This window comes from Streptosporangium vulgare (assembly GCF_042428775.1).
GTDB classification, from domain to species: Bacteria; Actinomycetota; Actinomycetes; order Streptosporangiales; family Streptosporangiaceae; genus Streptosporangium; species Streptosporangium vulgare.
Genome location: NZ_JBHMBS010000003.1, coordinates 98,454 through 120,032, shown reverse-complemented (window position 1 = coordinate 120,032; position 21,579 = coordinate 98,454). Strand labels below are relative to the sequence as shown.

Sequence of the window (21,579 nt, the reverse complement as noted above, 5' to 3'; positions counted from 1 at the left end):
CTCAGACGGCGCCGTTGACGCTGCTCCTGTCGAGGTCGGGCTCAAGGTAGATGACGCGGGCCTCGGGGACGGCCGCGCGGATGCGCTGCTCGGCCTCGTCGATGCCACGGGCCACCTCGGCGGCCGTGTCGTCGTGGTCCACCGCGATCTTGGCGGCGACCAGGATCTCCTCGGGACCCAGGTGGAGCGTGCGCATGTGGATGACCCGGCTCACCTCGGGCGCGCTCTTCAGGGCGTCCGCGATGCGGGTCTCGACCTCGGGGCCCGCGCCCTCGCCGATCAGCAGCGACTTGGTCTCGATCGCCAGGATCACCGCGATCACCGCGAGCAGGGCGCCGATCATGAGGGTGCCGATGCCGTCCCAGACGGGGTTGCCGGTCACCACGGCCATGGTCACGCCGAAGAGCGCGAAGATCAGGCCGAGCAGCGCGCCCAGGTCCTCAAGGACGATGACCGGCAGCTCGGGCGACTTGGAGCGGCGGATGAACTGCACCCACGACTGGTTTCCCCGGACGTGGTTGGACTCGATGATCGCCGTCCTGAACGAGAACCCCTCGGCGACGATCGCGAAGATCAGCACGCCGAAGGCCCACGCCGGGGTCGTGAGCGGCTCAGGGGCGTGGATCTTGTGCCAGCCCTCGTAGAGCGAGAACACCGCGCCGATGGTGAACAGCACCACCGCCACCACGAACGCGTAGAAGTAACGCTCCCGGCCGTACCCGAAGGGGTGCTGGGGCGTGCGTGCCCGCTGCGCGCGCTTGCCTCCCAGGAGCAGCAGCGCCTGGTTGCCCGAGTCGGCCACCGAGTGGACCGACTCGGCGATCATCGACGACGAACCCGTGAAGAGAAACGCCACGAATTTGGCCACGGCGATCGCCAGGTTGGCCGCCAACGCCGCGATGATTGCCTTAGTACCGCCGCCCGCGCTCACGGCAGCCTCCGCTCAGCTCGTTAGTCAGGAAAGACGAGACAAGGATCCTATTGCGAAACCCTTGCCTTGAGTTCTGTGATGGCCGACACAGTGGCCGGGTCGACCCCGTACCCGAGAGCGAGGTACGTACTCGCGAAATCCCCGAGCGCGATCAGCGTGGCGAGCCGCTCCAGCGGGTGCGCCCCCTCGGCGGCGATCTGCGTGACCGGGACGCCGCGATCCTCCGCGAGCCGCACCGACACCTCCCGCTGCCGTACGACCCGGGGGTGCTCCTCCACGTCGCGCAGCACGAACAGCCGCAGGGACCTGCCGCTCTCGTCGGCGAAGATGTCGCGCTGGGCGAGCGGGCCGTCGAGGGTGGCCACCTGGTCGTGGCCTGCCTCGGGGAGCTCCCCCCACATCGCCGGATACTTGCCGTTCGTGTTGAGCTGTCCGGCCCACCGGCGGGCCGCGACGGCCGCCAGCGGGGAGGAGCCCCAGATCATCGGCACGGTCTCGGCGAGCTCCATGGCGAGCGACTTGCCCGGGTTGATGAACGACTCGCTCGCCGGGCGGCAGCGGTGGGCGAGGTCCTCAAGGCGCTTGGCCACCTCCTCGAACACCGTCTCGCCGACCTCCACCAGCCCGAGCTCGGCGGCGGCGACGACCAGCGGGACCGACAGCGCCCAGACCGCGGCGCGCGCCTGCCCGCCGCCCCCGACGGGCACGAACGGCGCTCCCGCCTGCCTGGCAATCGCGTGGAGCGGCGAGTCGGGCCCGCCGACGGCGAGCAGGCGGCAGCCCCGGCGGACGGCCTCGGCGGCCACCGCGAGCGTCTCCTCGGTCCTGCCGGAGCGCGACACCGCGATCACCAGATCGGTCGCGCCGACCCAGCCGGGCAGCCGGTAGGACCTGACGGTCACGATCGGCAGCGGGGCGCCGTGGCCGCACACCACGTTGAGGATGTCACCGGCGATGCCCGAACCGCCCACGCCGGCCACCACGACCGCCCGAGGCCGTCCGTCCCTGGCGAGCGAGGACAGGCCCGACTCCAGGGCGGCTCTGCGGGAGGTGCGGACCTGCGCGGCCGAGTCGGCCACCGCCCGCAGCATGCCCGCCGGGTCGCCCTCGGTCAGCCGTTTCTGGTCGTCGAGCCGATCGGGCTCCCAGTTCACGACTTCCGGGCCTCGTCGACCAGCAGGACCGGGATGTCGTCCCGGACCGGGTAGACCAGGCCGCACGAGGCGGAGGTGCAGGAAAGCTCGTCCACCTCGGGCTCGGCTCGCAGGGGGGACTTGCAGTTGGGACAGGCCAGGATCTCCAGCAGCCAGTCGTCGATCTTCACTCGTTCAGCTCCTCACGACAGCAAGGACCTCGTCCCTGATCGCTGCCATCTGAATCTCGTCGGCCGCCTCGGCGTTCAGCCTGAGCAGCGGCTCTGTGTTGGACGGACGAAGGTTGAACCACCATCCGGGACCGGAGACGGTCAGGCCGTCCAGCTCGTCGAAGGTGACGCCGTCGCGGGCCGCGAAGACCTCCCGGACCCGCTCCGTCGCCGCGTCCTGGTCGGCGACCGTGCTGTTGATCTCCCCGGAGGCCGCGTAACGAGTGTATTCGAGAAGAATGTCCGAAAGCGGCTTCTCCTGCTCCCCCAGCGCGGCCAGCACGTGCAGCGCGGCCAGCATGCCGGAGTCGGCGAACCAGAAGTCCTTGAAGTAGTAGTGAGCGGAGTGCTCGCCGCCGAAGACCGCGCCGGTCCCGGCCATCTCGGCCTTGATGAACGAGTGGCCCACGCGGGTGCGGACCGGGCGGCCGCCGTGCTCGGCGACGATCTCCGGGACGCCCCTGGAGGTGATCAGGTTGTGGATGATCGCGGCCCCGGGATGCCTGCCCAGCTCGCGGACCGCGACCAGCGCGGTGATCGTGGACGGGGAGACGGACTCGCCGCGCTCGTCGACCACCCAGCAGCGGTCGGCGTCGCCGTCGAAGGCGAGCCCGATGTCGGCGCCCACGTCGAGCACCGCCTTCTGCAGGTCGCGCAGGTTGTCGGGCTCGATGGGGTTGGCCTCGTGGTTGGGGAAGGTGCCGTCGAGCTCGAAGTACAGGGCGGTCAGCTCGATCGGCAGCCCCTCGAACACCGTCGGGACCGTGTGCCCGCCCATCCCGTTGCCCGCGTCGACCACGACCCGCAGCGGCCGGATGCCGGACAGGTCGACCAGGGTGCGCAGGTGGTCGGCGTAGCCGCGCAGCAGGTCGCGCTCGGAGACCGTCCCGCCGCCCTCGCCGCCGAGGATGCCCGAGGCCAGGATCGCGGCGGCCCGGTCGCGGATCTCGACGAGCCCGGTGGCGCCGCCGATCGGCACGGCGCCCGCCCTGCACATCTTCATGCCGTTGTAGCGGGCCGGGTTGTGGCTGGCGGTGAACATCACCCCGGGCAGGCCGAGGCTGCCGCTCGCGTAGTAGAGCAGGTCCGTGGAGCCCAGGCCCGCGTTGATCACGTCGGCCCCGCGCGAGGTCGCCCCCCGGGTGAAGGCGGCGGCCAGCGGCACCGACGACTCGCGCATGTCGTGCGCCACGACGGCGGTCTCGGCCCCGGTCACCTCGACGAAGGCCGCGCCGACCGCCTCGGCTGTCTCCTCGTCGAACTCGTCCGGCACGACGCCACGAACGTCGTACGCCTTGAAGATCTTGGCGAGGTCGCCCACTCCAGCTCCACCCTTTGCGTCGTGTTCGTGACCCCCAGCCTAGTAGGGTCAGCGGTCGCGCTGGGGCTGAGCGGAGCGCAGCACTCGCAGATGACCTCGGCGGCCGACCTCGACCCCCTGGCCGACGGGCTCGGTACCACCGCTCGGCGCGGGTCTGGCCGCCTCGCGGACCGCGTTGGCGAGGGCCTCCAGGTCGTCGGTGCTCGGCGGGGCGCCGTCGGTCGGCAGGCGGACCACCTCCCAGCCTCTGGGGGCGGTGAGCCGCTCGGCGTGCTCGGCACACAGGTCGTAACAGTGCGGCTCGGCGTACGTCGCCAAGGGCCCGAGAACAGCGGTCGAATCGGCGTAGACGTACGTGAGCGTGAAAACGGCAGGCTGACTGCACGCGGTGCGGGAACAGCGGCGGACGGGGCTCACGGTGGGACCGTATCCGGTAAGCGTCCGGGGCGCCACTATCTGAGCGCTCTTAACGAGCGTGTCGCCACAATTCGGACACGTGTCCCGGCTTCCACCCGCCTGTACGGCTTACGCCCCCTGTCCACACGCCTCCCGGTGGCATCTGCCCTCACCCCCGTACCCGCCGTCACGGCTCCCCCCGTCCGCGCTCCGGTCACGGCTCCTCCTCCCGTCCAGGCACCCGCCGTCTCACGCCTCGGCCTCGCCCCTCGTTCCGCCCGGCGGCACCTCCCGCCCCCGTCCGGGTCACGTCTAAGCTGGGGCCGTGAGCCCGGCACCCGGCAGACCCCGTTCTCCCCGCAGGCGCGACAGGCACGGTCGCGGCCTGCGCGGCCCGCTGGCGCCCTCGCACGTGCCGATCGCCAAGGCCCGCAGCGAGCGGTTCGACGATCTCGTCCTCGACGCCGTCGACCGGCTCAAGCCCCGATGGGCCAAGCAACTGTCGGCCGTGGAGTTCGCGGTCGAGGAGGTCCCGCCGATCAGCGAGCTGGGCGACGGCCCCGGGCTGCTGACCGGTGAGCCCATCCCGTTCGGGCGGTCGGAGCCCGCCGCGGGAAACCGCCCGGCCGTCGTGATCATCTACCGTCGCCCCCTGGAGAGCAGGGCACGCGACCGCGACCACCTGGGCGCGATGGTGCACGAGGCGGTGGTGGAGCAGGTCGCGGGCCTGTTCGGCCTCTCCCCCGAGTCGGTCGACCCCGGCTTCGACGACCACGACTGACCCGCCGCCTCCCGACGCGACCGCCCCCGACCCGTCGCCTCCCGAGAGCGCCTCCCGAGAGGGCCGCTCCCGGCCCGCCACGTCCCAGAGTGACCGCCCCGGCCCGCCGCCTCCCGACGCGACCACGCCTGACCCGCCGCGACCAGGGCGACCTGGCGGTCCGGCCGTCCCTCGATCTCCGGGGCCGGGGCCTCACGGCCCCACGCCCTCACAGCCTCAAGACCTCACGGCCTCAGGGCCTCAGGGCAGGACGGTCGCGGCGGACTCGGCGATCGGCGGGACCAGCGCCCACATGCGGGCGGGGGCGAGCGGCTGCACGGTCAGCGCCGGCCCGCCCTTGAGCCGCTCCTCCATGACACGCCCGCCGTAGACCGGCCCCGAGCCGGGCAGCGGCTGCACGACCACCGCGAAGGGCCCGTCCACCTTCTTGAGCGTGACCTGCTTGGTCCGCGAGGCGGGGACCTCCACCTCGAACGGCTCACCCGGCTCGCCCTCGCGCGAAACCACCTGCACGCTCACCGCGCCCGGCGCGTCCGGCGCGGTCAGCAGCAGCCGGGACTCCATCTTGCCGCCCGCGCGGTTGTCGGCGACGACGCTGCCCAGGTCGATGGGGACCGCTCCGGCGGTGAAGGCCACGTCGGTCTTCGAACCGGTGCCGGTGGCGACGAGCCCGGCGACGATCGGGGTCTCCGAGGTGAGCACCAGCGCGGACGGCTGGCCGCCGATCCCGCTGGAGAGGTCGACGGCGGCGACGGAACCCGCGGGCACCTCGACGAGCTCGCGGCCCTCAAGCGCGTACGCCCCCTCGGGGGTGAGGGCCTTGACCTCCACCAGCGTGTCCACCTCCTCCGCGGAGGCGACGAGCAGCTCGCGCTTCCCGCCCCCGCCGGGGATGCCCGGCACGACGACGCGGGTGGCGGGGGCGGCCGAGACCGGCAACCAGTCCACGCCTCGCCCGTCGTTCATGAGCGCCCGCGCCGCGGCGGTGACCCGCCCCGAGCTGGTACGGACCTGGATCGCCAGGACGAGCGCCGAGGGCGCGAGATCCAGGACCTTGATCGTGCGGCTCTGCCCCGGCTTGAGGGTGAACACGCCACCGGTGTCGTCGAACACCGGGCCCTCACCCGTGTAGACCATGATCTCCGCGATGGCCGGGGCGAGGTCGGCATTGGTCAGGTACAGCGTGACGTCCGCCGCGGCCGGTCCCGGCCCGATCAGCCAGGTGCTCGCCACCGGCTCGGCACAGCGCGTCCCGGCCAGTCCCCGCTGCTTCCCCGACTTCTCCCGGCGGGTCTGCGCCACCTCCAGGCCCGCGGCCATGCTCCCGTCGGCCGCGACGACGAGGGGCGGCGAGGAGGCCGGCACCTCGTCGTGCCAGAGACGGCCGGGGGCGTCGACGGTGGCCAGGGTCTTGTCCCCGGTGACGAGCGTCGCGGAGCCCGGCTCCCGGCTGCCGGGCGGGGCGACCACGCCGACGGAGGTGTCGCCCGGCGCCGGGCAGACGGCCGTCACCGAGGCGACGGGCACCCTCTCGAACCCCGGCGCGGGGGCGGTGACGGCCGGCGGCTGGGTGGCGTAGGCCACCCCGTACAGGGCGAGCAGGGCCACCAGGACCAGCACCAGCAGGCTGAACCGGTTCTCGATCAGGGATTTCACCGGGCGGCCAGCTCTCTGCGAGGCTCGGACAGGTCCTGGGCGATGGCGGGCTCGTCGGACTCGGCGCGTGACCCCGGCGCGGCCAGGACCGAGACGATCAGCACCAGCACGGCCTGGGCCCAGAGCCAGCGGCCGTGCCAGGGGTCGCCGGGCGGGGTGACGGGAAGGGCGACCGGCTGGGTGAGCCGCCACACGCCGACCGAACGGGACAGGCTCATCCTCGCGAGCGAGGGCTGCGAGTCGAGCGCGTGGCTGATCTCCGGGTCGACGGGCGCGGTCACCACGACGAACCGCACGCCGTGGGCGGCGAGGACCCGGGCGTCGTCACCGCCCCTGCCGGACACCAGCCCGGCCGCGGCGACCCGGACCAGCTCCCTGGGACCGTCGGGGACAGGGATGTCGGCCTCGCCGATCACCGGGGTGCGCCCGCGCAGCACGGTGAAGAGCAGACCGCCCGGCGAGGCGCGCAGCAGCAGGGTCCGCTCGCCGCCCGCGGAGTTCTCCGCGGCGAGGGCGGGCACGACGTCGCGTACGGTCCCGCGGAGCGGGCCGTCCACGCCCTTGGCGATCCACATGCCCGCGGCGAGCAGCGGCGTGGAGAACGCGACCAGCACGACGCCGAACGCGGCGAGCCTGCGCAGGCCCCCGGCCTCCCGGAACTCCACGACCCTGTCGGCGGTGAGGGCGGCCACCACGAGCATGCCGGTGGCGGCGAAGGCGAGCGGCACGCCCGGCCAGGCGGGGGCCTCGACGTCGCCGTTGATCGAGGTGACGGTGGTCCTGCTCACCAGGATCGCCACCAGCACGCCGAAGAGCGCGACGCCCCAGCCGACCGCGATGACCATCCGGTTGCGGCGCATCAGCAGCGCGAGCAGGCAGGCGGCGAGCAGGCCGCCGGTCACCCAGAGCGGCGGCAGGCCGGGGCCGCCGGGGCTGAGCAGCAGCAGCGACCCGGCGGGCAGCCCGGGGTCGACCAGCGTGGGCTGGTGCAGCCCGGCCTCCAGCAGGAGCTGCCCCGGGTCGGCGACCACCTGGGCCATCCAGGGGAACAGCAGGACGACCGGGACGGCGAACGCCACGAGCATCGAGACCGCGACGCCCCTGCGCGGGAAGGCCAGCGCCGCCAGCGCGCCGAGGATCGCGGTCAGCGGATAGACCAGCGGGGCGAAGGCCGTGCCGACGGCCAGCAGGAGCCCCAGGCCCCAGGCCGCCCGGCGGGCGCGGCGGCGCTCCCCGGTGAGCACCGTGGTGGCGAGCGCCGCGTAGACGGGCAGCAGCACGAAGACCACCGCGGTACCGAGCCGCCCCGCGGCGACCGCGCCGGTGGCGACCGGCAACAGGGCGTACGAGGAGGCCAGCCAGACCCGGGTCCAGCGGCCGGGGATCATCGACCGGGTGGCAGCGTACGCGGAGATCCCCGCCAGCGGCACGCAGCCGAGCAGCAGCAGCGACACCGCGAGCCACGTCTTGCCGAACAGCAGCGTGGAGAGCACGGCGAGCACGGCCACGTAGGGCGGGGTCCACGCGTCGGTGCCCAGGCCCACCTGGTGGTAGCTCTCGCGGTAGAGGTCCCACAGGTCGGAGGCCCCGCCGATCACCGGGACGAGCGCCCCGCCGCCCAGCCTGGCGCCGCCCGTCACCGCGCGCTCGGCGACCAGCGTGACCACGGTGAGCGCCAGGAAGAGCAGGACGCCGGGGTTGCCGAAGACGCGCTGCATCACCCCGGCGTCGGTGAGCAGCTCCTCGCCGTCCTCCTGCGCGTTCGGCGAGGCGGTCACGGCGTGGTGGCGTCCCGCGGACTCCACGAACCCGCCCCCGGCCAGGTAGCTCTGCACCCGGTCGACGAGCCGCCGGTAACCGGCGCCTGACGGGGTGAGCAGCCTGCTGACCGCCGCGTACGCCTGCCGCCTGCCCTTGGCACGCGCCCGCCGGGCCTTGATCATCCGGATGGGGTGGCCGAAGACCGAGCCGAACGCGAGGAACTCGTCCAGCGCGTTGGCGGGCTGCTTGGCCACCAGGAACAGCACCGTGCGGAAGATCGACCCGAACGCGTTGCGCACCAGCGCCCATAGCAGCGGGCGGGCGGGCAGGTTCGCCATGACGACGAAGAGGGCGTTGCGGCGGTCCAGGCGGCGGGGGTGGTCACCGCTCGCGGTGATGCGGCGCCGCCTCCGGGTGGCGGCCTCGGCGTGCCAGGCGACCGCCCGGGTGACGTTCTGCACGCGGTATCCGGCGGTCCTGACGCGCCAGCACAGGTCGAGGTCGTCGCGGAACAGCGGCAGCGCGGGGTCGAGCCCGCCGACCTCCTCCCAGACGTCCCTGCGGATCAGCATGCCCGCGGTGGAGACCGAGAGCACGTCCCTGGTCCCGTCGTACTGCCCCTGGTCGAACTCGCGGGGCTCCAGGCCGGTGTCCCTGCGGCCGGTGCGGTCGACGGTGACGCCGACCTCCAGCAGGAGCCGCCGGTCGAGCCAGTCGCGGAGCTTGGGGCCGAGCACCGCCGCCTTGGGGTCCTCGTCGGCGGCCTCGAGCAGGAGCCGCAGGGCGTGGACGTCCGGGGCGCAGTCGTCGTGCAGCAGCCAGATCCACTCCCGGCCACCGCCGGGGCCGAGCCGGTCGAGGACCTCGGCGACGGCCTCGCCGAAGCCGGTCGAGCGCGGCAGGGTGAGCACCGCCCTGGCGCCGAGGGCCTCGGTCAGCAGCGCGGCGCTGCCGTCCCTGCTGCCGTTGTCGACCCCGACGGCCCGGTCCACCGGGCGGGTCTGCCTGAGCAGGGCTTCCAGGGTCTCCCCCAGCCAGCGGGATCCGTCGTGGGAGACGACGATCGCGGTGACGGTGTGCTGGGGGCGCTGGGGGTGCGGGGGGTCGGTGATGGACATACGTCCCGTGTTCAGGAGTGGTGGTGATCGGCGCGACAACGATACGGCACCCTCTGTCTGCCTATGTCTTACACCTGGTCGCGCGCACGAAAAAAGGGTCACGCGACCGACGGTCACGTGACCCCGTGGACATATTCGTCAAGCGCCTCGGAGAGGCGTCACATATCTTCGCCAGACCGCTCGACCGTCTTCGGCACGTCTTCGGTGTCCGTCGATGTCGACCGGTGTTCATCGTGTTCGTGGCAATCGGTGTTCGTGGTGTTAATAGTGTTCATCAGTGCTCGGACGTCCGGACTGTCCGGATCCCGGAGCGCTCAAGCCTTCCGGCCATCCGGTCGCGGACGGCTCAGACCGCCTCGCGCTTGATCCGGCGGCGTTCACGCTCCGACAACCCACCCCAGATTCCAAACCGCTCGTCATGCTCAAGTGCGTACTCAAGACACTCGGCACGCACCTCGCAGGAGCGGCAAACCTTCTTGGCCTCTCGGGTGGACCCTCCCTTCTCCGGGAAGAACGCCTCCGGGTCGGTCTGCGCGCACAAGGCGCGCTCCTGCCAGCCAAGCTGCTCTTCAGCGATGCTCTCCTGTGCGATGACCAGGTCGGCCACTGCACACCTCCCTGCCGCACGCCCGCAAAATTGGAGCCCCCCTATGAACGCCTCCCCCTTACCCACCCAGAGGAAGGCGTAACAACACGTGTGTAATTACACGCGCGTGCCCGGTGTGGCGTCAAGCGGCATGCTGGTATCCGGGGAAAGACCTGCTCTCCCCGGTTGTGGGTCGTGTGCCTGCCACGACGGCAATTGCACCAGGTGATCGCTTCGACCGCCAGGGGCTCAGTGCTCTCGGCGGTCGGAACCGTACCAGGACATGTTCTGATCCTGACCGGGGCCCACCCTCTCTCTATCCGGGGTTTCCTCATCCGTGACCTGACCTGGGCGTTGTTCGGGCTTGTAGATCGCCGTGGGATCTATCGGCTGCGAGTCCCAGGTCCTGGGGACGGGCGCGGGCGCGGGGCCGCTCAGCGGGTCCCCCTGATAGGCGTTCGGGTCGAAGCGGAGCGTCGCCTCCGACTGGGGGTCCCACTGGTGGGACTGGTACGGCGGCGTCTGCGGGGCCTGCGGGTTCCGCGCGGGAGGCTGGGGATTCTGCGGGGCCTGAGGGGTCTGCGGGTGCCCGAACGGGCCTTCGTAGCCCGGGGAGCCGTACTCGGGGACACGCGGCTGAGGCTCGGTGCCGCCCTGCTGGGCCTGCTGCTGGTAGCTCTCCGCCTGCTGGTAGGCCTGGGCCATCTGCTGGGACCTGAGGTCCACCGGGTCGGGCGCGGAGTAGGACGGGCCCTGCTCGGCCTGGCGGCCGAACTCCGCGCCGGAGTAACCGCTGAACGGCTGGCCGTAGTTCTCCGGGGGCTGCGGGAAGGACTGCGGCGGCCGGCCGTCGAACGGCGGGCGCGGCTGGGCGTCGAGCGGCTGGCCCTGACGTCCGTCGGCCGGCGGGTAGGACGCGGGGGCCTGCTGCTCGGGCTGGTGACCGTACCCGGACGGCTGCGCCTCCTGCTGCCCGAAGCCCTGCGGCTCCGGCTGCCTGCCGAAGCCCTGGGCCTCGGACCGCTGGTAGCCCAGCGGGTCGGCCTGCGGCTCCGGCTGCTGGTATCCCTGCTGCTCGGGCTGCCGCCGGGAACCCGGCGCCTGCGACTCCTGCCCGTACGCCGGGGACACCGGAGAGGCCGGGGACTCGGCCTGCTGGCCGAAGAGCGGGTCGAACTGCCCGGAAGAGGCGCTCTGCCCGTAGTCGGACTGCGGCCGGTCCGAGCTCTGCCCATACTCGGGCTGCGGCCGGTCCGAGCGCTGGCCGTACGAGGAGTCGGCCTGCTGGCCGAAGCCCTGCGACTCCGGCTGCCCGTACGACGAAGACTCGGACTGCCCGTACGACGAGGAGTCCGAGTACTGCTCCGAGTACTGGGAGTAGCTCGGCAGCCGGGGGCTGGAGTGCCGCCCGGAACCCGACGACTGCGGCTCCTGGCCGTACGCCGGGGAAGCCGGGGAGCCCTGGGAAGCCTGGGAGGCCGGAGGGGCCGGGGAGACAGGGGGGTCGGCCTGCTGGCCGAAGCCCTGCGACTCCGGCTGCCCGTACGACGAAGACTCGGACTGCCCGTACGACGAGTCGGGCTGCCCGTACGACGAGGACTCGGGGAACTGGGGGTAGCTCGGCAGCCGGGGTTCCGTCTGGGCCTGCGGCTCCACCGGCGCGGCGTAGACCGGCGGGTCGTAGGCCGCGGCCGGCGGGTCGTAGGCCGCGGCCGGCGGGTCGTAGGCCGCGGCCGGCGGGTCGTACGGCTTCGACGGGGCCGGGGGCTGGACGTCCGCCGCGACGTAGGGGCTCGGGGTGTAGCTCGCGGCCGGGGCGGCGGGCTGCGACGGCTGCGGAACGGACTGCGGGTGGCTCTGCGGCTCCGGCTGCGCGTATCCCTGTCCCTGCCCCTGTCCCTGGGACTCCGGCCGCGGGTAGGGATCGGCCTGGGGGGCGTACGGCTGGTTCTCGGCGGGCGGCGCGTAGGGGGCCTGGGCGTATCCGTCACCGGTCTGCGGGACGGGCGGCGCGTGGGAGGGCGCCTGCCGGCCGTACTCCTCGGCGGCCCCGGCGGAGCTGTGCGCGGGCGCGGGCGGGAGCGCGGGACGGTTGTACGGGGGCTGCGGCGCCGGGACGGGCGGAGCCTCCTGCGGGTGACCGTGGCCACCCTGCGGCCCCTGGTCCTGCGGATGGTGAACGCCCTGCTGGGGCATCTGCTGCGGACCCTGCGCACCCTGCGGACCGGGGCCCTGAGGGCCCTGCTGAGCCTGGGGGCCCTGGGCGCCCTGGGGGTGGGGGTACGCGCCCTGAGGGCCTTGAGGACCCTGCGGACCCGGACCCTGCGGGTGCTCCTGGAACTGCGGGGGAACGGGCGGGCGCCCGTAGGCGTCGTACCGCTGGTCCCGCTGCTGCTCCGGGGAGCGGCCGAAGCCGCCGTCCTCGTGGAAGGCACCGGCCCGTGAGCCCGCGGGGACCGCCTTCGGCAGCACGTACAGCAGCGCGACCGCGGCCAGCGCGAGGGCGGGCAGGTTGACGAGAAGGAACTCGACCTTCCGCAGGAAACCCTCGACCCCGCCGAACAACCCGCTCACCAGGCCGACCAGGCCGAACAAGACGGAGAGGCCGAGCGTGCCGGCCACCACGAGGGCCATCACCTTCAGCCGCTGGATCACCGGGCCGAGGTTGGTCGCCAGCAGCACGCCGCCGACGAGCAGGGCGGGAACGACCGGCGAGGTGAGCCGCCCCAGGGAGTCCGCCGCGCGCTCGGCGAAGGAGGACGAACCGCCCCCGACCAGCAGGCGCTCGATGCCGACGAGAACGCTCGCGGACGCGACGGCGACCATGAGCCACGCCGCCGGTTCCCGGAGCCGGACTGCCTCGACATTGATCACAACTACCCCCATAGGGTCTTTAGGTAAACCCGGGTCAGTTTTGCACATGGCTGACTTTGTTGCCGGTGGTCCCAGGAAGCCCACCAGTCTCATAAGTACTCCATTACACCCTATAAGGCCACATATCGGGCGGCCAATCGGGCGATCCGGCCAGGGCGAACACCTCCCATAACGATCATGAAAAGACTACTGTGAACCGCCCGCGGACACCCCGCCGTCAGGCTCGGTGACCTAGTGGAACACTGGACGGCATGCGCATCGTGTCCCTCGCCGGCGGCATCGGCGGCGCCCGTTTCCTGCGGGGCCTCCTCACCGCGGCCCCCGATTCCGAGATCACCGTCATCGGCAACACCGGTGACGACATCAGCCTCTACGGCCTGCGGGTCTGCCCCGACCTCGACACCGTGATGTACACGCTGGGCGGCGGCATCGACGAGGAGCAGGGCTGGGGACGGCGGCAGGAGTCGCACGTCGTCAAGGAGGAGCTGGCCGCCTACGGCGTCGAACCGCAGTGGTTCGGCCTCGGCGACCGCGACTTCGCCACCCACATCGTTCGCACCCAGATGCTCGACGCCGGATATCCCCTGTCCGCGGTCACCGAGGCGCTGTGCGCCCGCTGGCGGCCGGGCGTACGCCTGATCCCGATGAGCGACGACAGGACCGAGACCCACGTGGTCATCTCCGACGAGCGGGGCCGTCGCGCCGTCCACTTCCAGGAGTGGTGGGTGCGGCTGCGCGCCTCGGTCCCGGCCGAGCAGATCATCCTGGTCGGCGCGGACGAGGCCTCCCCCGCCCCCGGCGTGCTGGAGGCCGTCGCCGCCGCCGACGCGGTCATCCTCCCGCCGTCCAACCCGGTCGTCAGCATCGGCACGATCCTGCAGATCAAGGGCATCCGCGAGGCCCTGGAGGGCAAGACCGTCGTCGGCGTCTCGCCCATCGTCGGCGGCGCCCCCGTCCGGGGCATGGCCGACGCCTGCCTGACCGCGATCGGCGTGGAGACCACCGCGCAGGCGGTCCTGGAACTGTACGGATCGCCGCTGGTGGACGGCTGGCTGGTCGCGGAGGAGGACGCCGGGGTGGCCCTCGCCGGCGTCGACGTCGAGGCCCGCCCGCTGATCATGCACGACGTCGAGTCCGCCGCCGCCATCGCCCGCGCCGCCCTGGACATGGCCGTACGGCTCGCGGGCCGGGACACCGGCTCTCCGGCGCCCCACGAGTCGGCGCCCCACGAGTCGGCGCCACGCGAATCGGCGCCACGCGAATCGGCGCCGCACGAGTCGCGTACCGGGGAGACCGGCCCGGCCCGTGAGGAGGGCGTGCGATGAGCCGGATCAGGCGCGGGCTGCAGGAGCCCGCCGACATGAGGCTGGAGATCTTCCCCGTCCCCGGCATCCCCGAGGTGCGCGAGGGCGACGACGTCGGGGAGCTGATCGCCACGGCCATGCCGGACCTGCGCGACGGCGACATCCTCGTGGTCACCTCGAAGATCTCCAGCAAGGCCGAGGGCCGGGTGCTGCGCGGCGTGAGCCGCGCCGAGGCGGTCGGCGCGGAGACGAGGCGGGTGGTCGCCCGCAGGGGTGAGACCGTGATCGCCGAGACGGCGCACGGGTTCGTCATGGCCGCCGCCGGGGTCGACGCCTCCAACACCCGCCCCGGCACGGTCGTCCTGCTGCCCGCCGACCCGGACGCCTCCGCCTCGGCCGTACGGGCGCGCGTCAGGGAGCTGCTCGGCGTGTCGGTCGGCGTGGTCGTCTCCGACACCTTCGGCCGCCCGTGGCGCAACGGCCAGACCGACATGGCCGTCGGCCTCGCGGGGGTGACCCCCGCGCTCGACTACCGGGGCATGTCCGACGACCACGGCAACGCGCTGGAGGTCACCCTGACCGCGGTCGCCGACGAGTTCGCGGCCGCCGCGGACCTGGTCAAGGGGAAGGTCGCGCAGACCCCGGTGGCGGTGATCAGAGGTCTGGCGGAGTACACCACGGAGGACGACGGGCCGGGGGTCGGCGAGCTGCTCCGCCCGTCCGCCGACGACATGTTCCGCTACGGCTCTCGCGACGTGCTCTTCGCCCGCAGGACCGTCCGCGAGTTCTCCGCGGAGCCCGTGGACGGCGCGAAGGTCCGCAGGGCGGTCGACGCCGCGATCGCCGCGCCCGCCCCGCACCACACCACCCCGTGGCGGTTCGTCCTGCTGGAGTCCGCCGGGACCCGCGAGAAGCTGCTCGACGCCATGCGGGAGGCCTGGATCGCCGACCTGCGCGGTGACGGCTTCTCGGAGGAGTCGATCGTCAAGAGGGTCAGGCGGGGCGACGTGCTGCGCGCGGCCCCGTACCTGGCGGTGCCCTGCCTGGCGATGGACGGCTCGCACACCTACCGGGACGACCGGCGCAACGCGGCCGAACGGGAGATGTTCGTGGTCGCGACCGGTGCGGGGGTACAGAACTTCCTGGTCCAGCTCGCGGTGGAGGGCCTGGGGTCGGCCTGGGTGTCGTCCACCATGTTCTGCCGCGACGTGGTCCGCGAGGTCCTCGACCTGCCCGCGGGCTGGGACCCGATGGGTGCCGTCGCCATCGGCCACCCCGCCGCCCCGCCCAGGGACCGCGCCCCCAGGCGGGCGGAGGACTTCGTCGTCGTCCGCTAGGACCTCGTCGTCCTCACCGTCGTCCGCCGGACCCGTCGGGGGCCTGGTCCCGCCGTTCGGCCCAGTACGAAGCCGTTCGAACCCTGTCGGGACCCGGTCCCGGCCGGGTCAGTCCTCCCCGTTCGCGTCGAGTTCCATCGCCCGGTTGATGTCGACGAGCGAGTCCTCGTAGCGGCCGAGGGAGCGCAGGACCTCGCCCCTGCGGATGTAGGCCCAGGTGTACTCGGGGTCGATCTCGATCGCCCTGCTGAGATCGGCCACCGACTCCTCGTTCCGCCCGAGCTCGTGCAGGACCGCCCCGCGGCTCGCGAGGGCGCGGTCGTTGTCGGCCTCCAGCTGGAGGGCGTGGTTCAGGTCTCCGAGCGCCTCGTCGAACGCGTCCATCATGCGGTGCGTCTCCCCGCGCGAGACGAGCGCCCAGACGTTGTTCGGCTCCAGGCTCAGGGCGTGGGAGAAGTCAGTGAGCGCGTCCGCGTAGCGGTCCATCTGGTAGTACAGGTCACCGCGGGCGTTGTACAGGTCGGCGTCCTCGGGGGCGATCATTATCGCCCGCATCAGGTCGGTCTCCGCGTCGTCGTACCGTTCGAGCCGTCGCAGCAGCCTCGCCCTGTCGCCGAGGAGCCAGACCTGGTCCGGGGTGAGCTCGATCGCGCGGTCGAAGTCGGCCAGGGCCTCGGCGGACCGGCCGAGCGCCGCGTACGCCTGACCCCGGCTGCCGATCGCGAACGCGTACTCGGGGTCGATCTCGATCGCGCGGTCGAAGTCGGCGAGGGCCTCCTCGAACCGCCGCATCCTCCGGTACAGCTCACCCCGGTTGGCCCACGCGATGTCGTCGCCGGGATCGAGGCCGAGCACCTCGGTCAGGTCCGCGGCCGCCTCCTCGAAGCGCTCCATCTCCGTGTAGGTCTTGGCACGCTCGATGAGCAGCCTGCGCCGCTGCCCGCCGCCCCCTCGACTCGCCTCGCTCACACGCCCGCCCTCTCTCTCTAGATCATCCAGCGATCGTAGGCGGTACGCCCCGATAAGACAGCACATTTCATCATGCCTACCTGGTCGCGAGCGAGACGAGCGACGCTCAGGCGGGAGTGCGGCAGGGCTCAGGCGGGAGTGCGGCAGGGCTCAGGCGGGAGTGCGGCAGGTGGGGTGGCACAGCCGCCTGGCGAGGGCGGACAGGAAGACGTCGATGATCTCCTCCGGCCCCTGGGCGACGTGCAGGGAGCCGTTGGTGACGGAGGTGACCTGGGTGAGGGCGGCGCGGTCGAGGTCGGTGCCGAAGGCGAGGACGACGACCTGGACCGGCGCCTCGGGGTCCCACTCCTCGCGCAGCGCCCGTACCAGGTCGGCGCCCGAGATCCCCTTGCCGTCGTCCTTCCCGGCCGTGATGACGACCAGGGTGTTGTTCATCTCCTCGTCGTAGACCTTGGTCATCTCCCGGAACCCGGCGAGGATCGAGTCGTACAGGGCGCTGGGCTCCTTGGGGGAGGCGCGCAGGGTGCGGGTCAGCTCCTCCAGGCGGCCGCGCCGGACGACCTGCCCGCCGTCGGGCTCGACGACCGGGCCGATGCTCACCCGCTCGCGCTGGTCCTCGCCCTTGGCCGAGGAGAAGTCCCACAGGCCCATGTGGGTGGAGTCGGGGAAGAGCTGCAGGCCGAGCCTGGCGGCCTCCAGGGCGACGGCGAGCCTGTTCCTCCCCTTCCGGCCCCTGATCGGCTCCGCCATGTGCCTGCCGGTGTCGGCCATCACCAGGATGTTGGTCGGCGGGGCGAGCCTGCTCCACGCCTCCAGCGCCTCGTCGATCATGGCGGGCAGGATGGTCGGACGGGTTCGGGGCGCCTCGGTGGGGATCTCGGGGCCGGGTGAGTACGGGCCCAGGGAGCCGTCGGCCGAGCGGAAACCCGCCCTGCGGGCCCCCTCCCGGGTCTCGGCGGAGCGCAGCCAGGCGGCGAAGGCCCGCGACCCGCTCGCCTTCGTCTCGTCGGAGGAGGTGACCACGTACGGGTAGTCGAGGTTGATCGTCCCCTCGCGGGGGTGCAGGGCGACCACCGGGTCGTCGGACGGCAGGCGGTTGTGCGCCCACACCGCCGACTCCGGCACGATCACCACCGGCCGCTTCCAGAAGGAGCGGTCGTCGACGGTGGCGAGCATGCTCCGGTAGTCGGGCGCCGACCCCGCCTGCGCCCAGCGCACGAACGCGGTGAGCGCCCGGTCGGCCTCGGGGCCGCTGCCGACCACGTCCCTGGCCGCGGCCACGGTGGCGATCCCGGCCCCCGCGAGCGACGGGTCGGGGACGCGGACCACGTCGGGCTCGTTCTCGTTCGGCCTGATCCGGCCGCGGGTGGTCGCGGGGAAGACCATCCGCCAGTTCATGTCGGTACTGCCCATGGCGAAGCGCCGGGCGAGGGACTTGCGGGTGGCGAAGACCAGGGGCGAGGTCGCCACGACGGTCTCGGTCCCGGCCAGGTCCGCGGCCCCCTGCTTGCGGGCGAGGCGGATCCAGGCCGAGGAGTCGGAGATCCAGCCGTCGGGGCGGCTGCCGAGCACCCCCGCGGTGCCGCCCAGCAGGGTCCGCAGCACGGTGGCGGGCGGCTGCTCGGTCACCTGCACCAGCACGCACCGGCCGTCGACGCCCGTCCGGCTCCGGTTGAACCGCCCCGCCGCCTCCATCACGACCGGGGCGATGTCGACGGCGGCGGCGACGCCGACCAGCACCGGGTCGCGGGCCGAGCACGAGTCGCCCACCCGGCCGGACACCAGGGCGACACCGCCCACCAGGGCGACCGCGATCGCGACGGCCGCCAGCGACAGGCGCAGACGGGCCTGCCGCCGGCGCCGCGCGATGCCGGCGGCCACACGGTGTCGACCGGAGGAGGACAAACCCGTACCTCTCCCTACATACGGCTATAAGGGAATGATGATTGTGCCCACGAACCTCTCGCGAAAGACGGACAGATGTAGAACTCGTTATAATTTTGCCGACGGCTCCAGGGAGAGCAGCGGGAGAGCGTTGGGGCGGACGCTGCGGCAGACGCCGTCGCTCGCCCTCGCCGCGGCCACCCGCTCGGCGTCCGGCGCGCCGTAGGAGGTGGTCCGCTGCCGGACCGGCCTCCCGGTCGGGGCGACCATCGCCTCGATCTCGCCGATGGTCTTGAACGAGCCGTTCTCCGACCCGGCCATCCTGCTGATCGTCTCCTCCATCAGCGTGCCGCCGAGGTCGTTCACCCCGCCCAGCAGCACCTCGCGGCAGAGCCCGTCCTGGAGCTTCACCCACGAGCACTGGATGTTGGCGATCGCGCCGTGCAGCAGCACGCGGGCCAGCGCGTGCACGGCCCGGTTCTCCCGTGCCGTCGGCCCGGGGCGGGCGATACCGGCCAGGTAGATGGGCGCGCTGTGGTGCACGAACGGCAGCAGCACGAACTCGGAGAACCCGCCGGTCTCCTCCTGGATGCGGCGGATCAGCCGGATGTGCTGCACCCAGTGCGAGTGGTTGTCGACGTGGCCGTACATCATCGTGGAGGTCGTCGGGATGCCGACCCGGTGCGCGGTGGAGATCACCTCGACCCACTCCCTGGTGGGCAGCTTGCCCTTGGTCAGCACCCAGCGGACGTCGTCGTCGAGGATCTCGGCCGCGGTGCCGGGGAGCGAGTCGACACCGGCCTCCCGCGCGGCGACCAGCCAGTCCTCGATGGACAGGTTGGTACGGCTGGCGCCGTTGATGACCTCCATCGGCGAGAACGCGTGGACGTGCATCTCCGGCACCCGGGCCTTGACCGCCCTGGCGATGTCGAAGTACGCGGTGCCGGGCATGTCGGGGTGGATGCCGCCCTGCATGCACACCTCGGTCGCCCCGGCCTGCCACCCCTCCCAGGCGCGGTCGGCGACCTGCTCCAGCGAGAGGGTGTAGGCGTCGGCGTCGGTACGGCGCTGCGCGAAGGCGCAGAAGCGGCAGCCGGTGTAGCAGACGTTGGTGAAGTTGATGTTCCGGTTCACCACGTAGGTGACGTCGTCCCCGGCCGCCTCCCGGCGCAGGCCGTCGGCGATCCGGCAGAGCTCGTCCAGCGCGGCGTCGTCGGCGCCCACGCCGTTCTGGTCCCCGGCGAGGTCCAGCAGGACGAGCGCCTGGGCGTCGCTCAGCCCCGCCGGGTCGCTCTCGGCCTGCCTCAGCGCCTCCCGCACGTCGCCCCGCACGATCGAGGAGGCGGCGGGCAGGCGCTCCCTGAGGGCCTCCCAGTCGCCGTACACGTTGTCGAAGTCGTCGCGGCGGTCGGCGCTGCGGCCCTCGGTGTCGACGGCCGTGTGCAGGTCGACGCGGCCCACGGAGACGAAACCGCCGTCCGGCTCCTGCCAGGGGCGGCCGGTCAGGACCGCGTCCTCGCGGGCGAGCCCGGTCTCCGGGTCCGCCAGGGCGGCCACGTGCGCGTTGAGCCTCGGGTCGAGCCAGGGCTCCCCGGCCAGCACGAACTCGGGGTAGATGGTGAGCCGCTCGCGCAGCGCGAACCCGGCGGCGGCCGTACGGGCGGCGAGTTCGTCGATCTGCGGCCAGGGACGCTCGGGGTTGACGTGGTCGGGCGTGAGCGGCGAGACGCCGCCCCAGTCGTCGATGCCCGCCCTGATCATCAGCTCGTACTCGGAGTCGACCAGGTTCGGCGGGGCCTGCACCCTCATCTTCGGCCCCAGCACCAGCCTGGTCACCGCGATGGCGGCGGCCAGCTCCTGCAGGTCGGCGTCCGGCATGCCGCGCATCGCGGTGTCGGGCTTGGCGCGGAAGTTCTGGACGATGATCTCCTGGATGCCGCCGTACTCGCGCGCCACCCTTCGCAACGCGAACAGCGACTCGGCGCGGTCCTCGACCGTCTCCCCGATGCCGATGAGGATGCCGCTGGTGAACGGCACGTTCGTCCGCCCGGCGTCCTCCAGCACGCGCAGCCGCACGGCGGGGTCCTTGTCGGGCGAGCCGTGGTGCGCCTGCCCCTTCTCCTCGAAGAGCCGCCGCGAGGTCGTCTCCAGCATCATGCCCATGGAGGGCGCGACCGGCTTGAGCCGCTGCAGGTCCTGCCAGGTCATCACGCCCGGGTTCAGGTGCGGCAGCAGCCCGGTCTCCTCCAGCACCCGGACGGCCATCGCGCGGACGTAGGACAGCGTGTCGTCGTAGCCGTGCGCGTCCAGCCACTCGCGGGCCTGGTGCCAGCGGTCCTCCGGCCGGTCGCCCAGGGTGAACAGCGCCTCCTTGCACCCCATCGCCGCCCCCTGCCTGGCGATCTCCAGCACCTCGTCGGGGCTCAGGAACAGGCTTTCCAGCTTGTGCGGGGCGGTGGCGAACGTGCAGTATCCGCAGCGGTCTCGGCAGAGCCGCGTCAGGGGGATGAAGACCTTGCGGCTGTAGGTGATGATCCCTTGCCGTCCGACGGCCTCCAGGCCCGCGTCCCTCACCCTCCCCGCGTGGTCGAGGAGGGTCTCCAGATGTTCGTCCCGCGCGTGCAACAGGACGGTGGCTTCGGCGGTATCGAGAGCTTTGCCGTCGCGGGCCCTGGCCAGAGCCCGGCGCATCGCGTTGTCGGTGGGGTTAGCGCTCATGACGGCACAGTACGGCGCGACACGAACATGCGGGGCGGCGGGTGCCCTCCCGCGAGCCTGAGAACCCTGCGCGGACGCCTTCCCGCGAACCCGGAAGCCCTGCGCGGACGCCTTCCCGCGAGCCCGGGAGCCCTGCGCGGACGCCTTCCCGCGAGCCCGGGAGCCCTGCGCGGACGCCCTCCCGCGCCCCCAGGGCCACATGCGGGCGCCCTCCCGCGCCCCCAGGGCCACATGCGGGCGCCCTCCCGCGGGCCAGGCCACCCACCGGACGGCGACCTACCAGGTCGCCGAGCCGGAGGCCCAACACTTCAGATCTCCTAAAGCATGCGGTCAAGCAAGTCTCGATAGACGTAAATACTTGTAGATGCATAAATTAGAGACATCGACCGGAAACCCCGCATCCGCGGGAAACCCATCCGGATCCCCCGAGGAAATCCCCTCGGACCCCACCCTCCAGGAGCCGAAAATGATCACGTTTCTCGTCGTCCTCGTCGCCGTCGTCGCCGTCGCCGTCCTCGCCCCGCTGATCGGCGCCGACACGCGCGACAGCCTCGACTGGCATCGCGACGAACCCTCCCCC

The 21,579-nt window shown here is 72.5% G+C and carries 15 protein-coding genes; 3 read left to right on the top strand and 12 right to left on the bottom strand.

The window, feature by feature from the left end; genetic code table 11:
• Position 1 precedes the first annotated feature (1 nt).
• The 5 genes from ACFFRH_RS07425 to ACFFRH_RS07405 are packed head-to-tail and all read right to left on the bottom strand — an operon-like array spanning position 2 to position 4,032.
• Entirely contained in the window at positions 2-931 is a 930-nt protein-coding gene (locus ACFFRH_RS07425; protein ID WP_344748665.1) for a cation diffusion facilitator family transporter, read from the bottom strand.
• 47 nt (positions 932-978) lie between these two features.
• Entirely contained in the window at positions 979-2,085 is a 1,107-nt protein-coding gene (locus tag ACFFRH_RS07420; protein WP_344748666.1) for an SIS domain-containing protein, read from the bottom strand.
• Positions 2,082-2,255, bottom strand: coding sequence for a Trm112 family protein (locus tag ACFFRH_RS07415; protein ID WP_012888128.1), 174 nt, complete (start codon positions 2,253-2,255; stop codon positions 2,082-2,084). Before ACFFRH_RS07415 ends, ACFFRH_RS07420 begins: the two co-directional genes overlap by 4 nt.
• Before the next feature lie 4 nt (positions 2,256-2,259).
• Complete coding sequence (locus tag ACFFRH_RS07410; RefSeq protein WP_386155218.1) at positions 2,260-3,615, bottom strand: phosphomannomutase/phosphoglucomutase; 1,356 nt, start codon at positions 3,613-3,615, stop codon at positions 2,260-2,262.
• A 48-nt stretch (positions 3,616-3,663) separates the two neighbouring features.
• Positions 3,664-4,032, bottom strand: a complete 369-nt coding sequence (locus ACFFRH_RS07405) for a DUF3499 domain-containing protein (RefSeq protein WP_329090499.1) — start codon at positions 4,030-4,032, stop codon at positions 3,664-3,666.
• 304 nt (positions 4,033-4,336) lie between these two features.
• Between ACFFRH_RS07405 and ACFFRH_RS07400 the strand changes: the two genes are divergently transcribed.
• Positions 4,337-4,792, top strand: coding sequence for a metallopeptidase family protein (locus tag ACFFRH_RS07400; RefSeq protein ID WP_362837517.1), 456 nt, complete (start codon positions 4,337-4,339; stop codon positions 4,790-4,792).
• A 240-nt stretch (positions 4,793-5,032) separates the two neighbouring features.
• Here the strand turns inward: ACFFRH_RS07400 and ACFFRH_RS07395 are convergent, their stop codons facing one another.
• From ACFFRH_RS07395 to ACFFRH_RS07380, 4 genes are all read right to left on the bottom strand, one after another.
• Positions 5,033-6,448 (bottom strand): DUF5719 family protein, encoded by a 1,416-nt coding sequence (locus ACFFRH_RS07395; RefSeq protein WP_386155215.1) that lies wholly within the window; start codon positions 6,446-6,448, stop codon positions 5,033-5,035.
• Positions 6,445-9,327, bottom strand: coding sequence for a glycosyltransferase (locus tag ACFFRH_RS07390; protein WP_386155213.1), 2,883 nt, complete (start codon positions 9,325-9,327; stop codon positions 6,445-6,447). The genes ACFFRH_RS07395 and ACFFRH_RS07390 overlap by 4 nt, the downstream gene beginning before the upstream one ends.
• Positions 9,328-9,673: 346 nt before the next feature.
• Positions 9,674-9,934, bottom strand: coding sequence for a WhiB family transcriptional regulator (locus ACFFRH_RS07385; protein WP_037969494.1), 261 nt, complete (start codon positions 9,932-9,934; stop codon positions 9,674-9,676).
• A gap of 228 nt (positions 9,935-10,162) precedes the next feature.
• Entirely contained in the window at positions 10,163-12,787 is a 2,625-nt protein-coding gene (locus ACFFRH_RS07380) for a hypothetical protein (RefSeq protein ID WP_386155210.1), read from the bottom strand.
• A 251-nt stretch (positions 12,788-13,038) separates the two neighbouring features.
• On the opposite strand from ACFFRH_RS07380, the gene cofD reads away from it, so the two are divergent.
• Positions 13,039-14,112 (top strand): 2-phospho-L-lactate transferase, encoded by a 1,074-nt coding sequence (gene cofD / locus ACFFRH_RS07375; RefSeq protein ID WP_386155208.1) that lies wholly within the window; start codon positions 13,039-13,041, stop codon positions 14,110-14,112.
• Positions 14,109-15,428, top strand: coding sequence for a coenzyme F420-0:L-glutamate ligase (locus ACFFRH_RS07370; RefSeq protein WP_386155206.1), 1,320 nt, complete (start codon positions 14,109-14,111; stop codon positions 15,426-15,428). The genes cofD and ACFFRH_RS07370 overlap by 4 nt, the downstream gene beginning before the upstream one ends.
• Before the next feature lie 108 nt (positions 15,429-15,536).
• Here ACFFRH_RS07370 and ACFFRH_RS07365 read toward each other — a convergent pair whose 3' ends face one another.
• The 3 genes from ACFFRH_RS07365 to ACFFRH_RS07355 form a co-directional block, all read right to left on the bottom strand.
• On the bottom strand, positions 15,537-16,397 hold the full coding sequence (locus ACFFRH_RS07365) for a tetratricopeptide repeat protein (RefSeq protein ID WP_386155204.1): 861 nt from the start codon (positions 16,395-16,397) through the stop codon (positions 15,537-15,539).
• 150 nt (positions 16,398-16,547) lie between these two features.
• A complete protein-coding gene (locus tag ACFFRH_RS07360; protein ID WP_386155202.1) occupies positions 16,548-18,278 on the bottom strand; it encodes a substrate-binding and VWA domain-containing protein in 1,731 nt (576 codons plus the stop codon).
• Positions 18,279-18,389: 111 nt separating this feature from the next.
• On the bottom strand, positions 18,390-20,999 hold the full coding sequence (locus tag ACFFRH_RS07355) for a bifunctional FO biosynthesis protein CofGH (RefSeq protein WP_386155200.1): 2,610 nt from the start codon (positions 20,997-20,999) through the stop codon (positions 18,390-18,392).
• Positions 21,000-21,579: the final 580 nt, after the last annotated feature.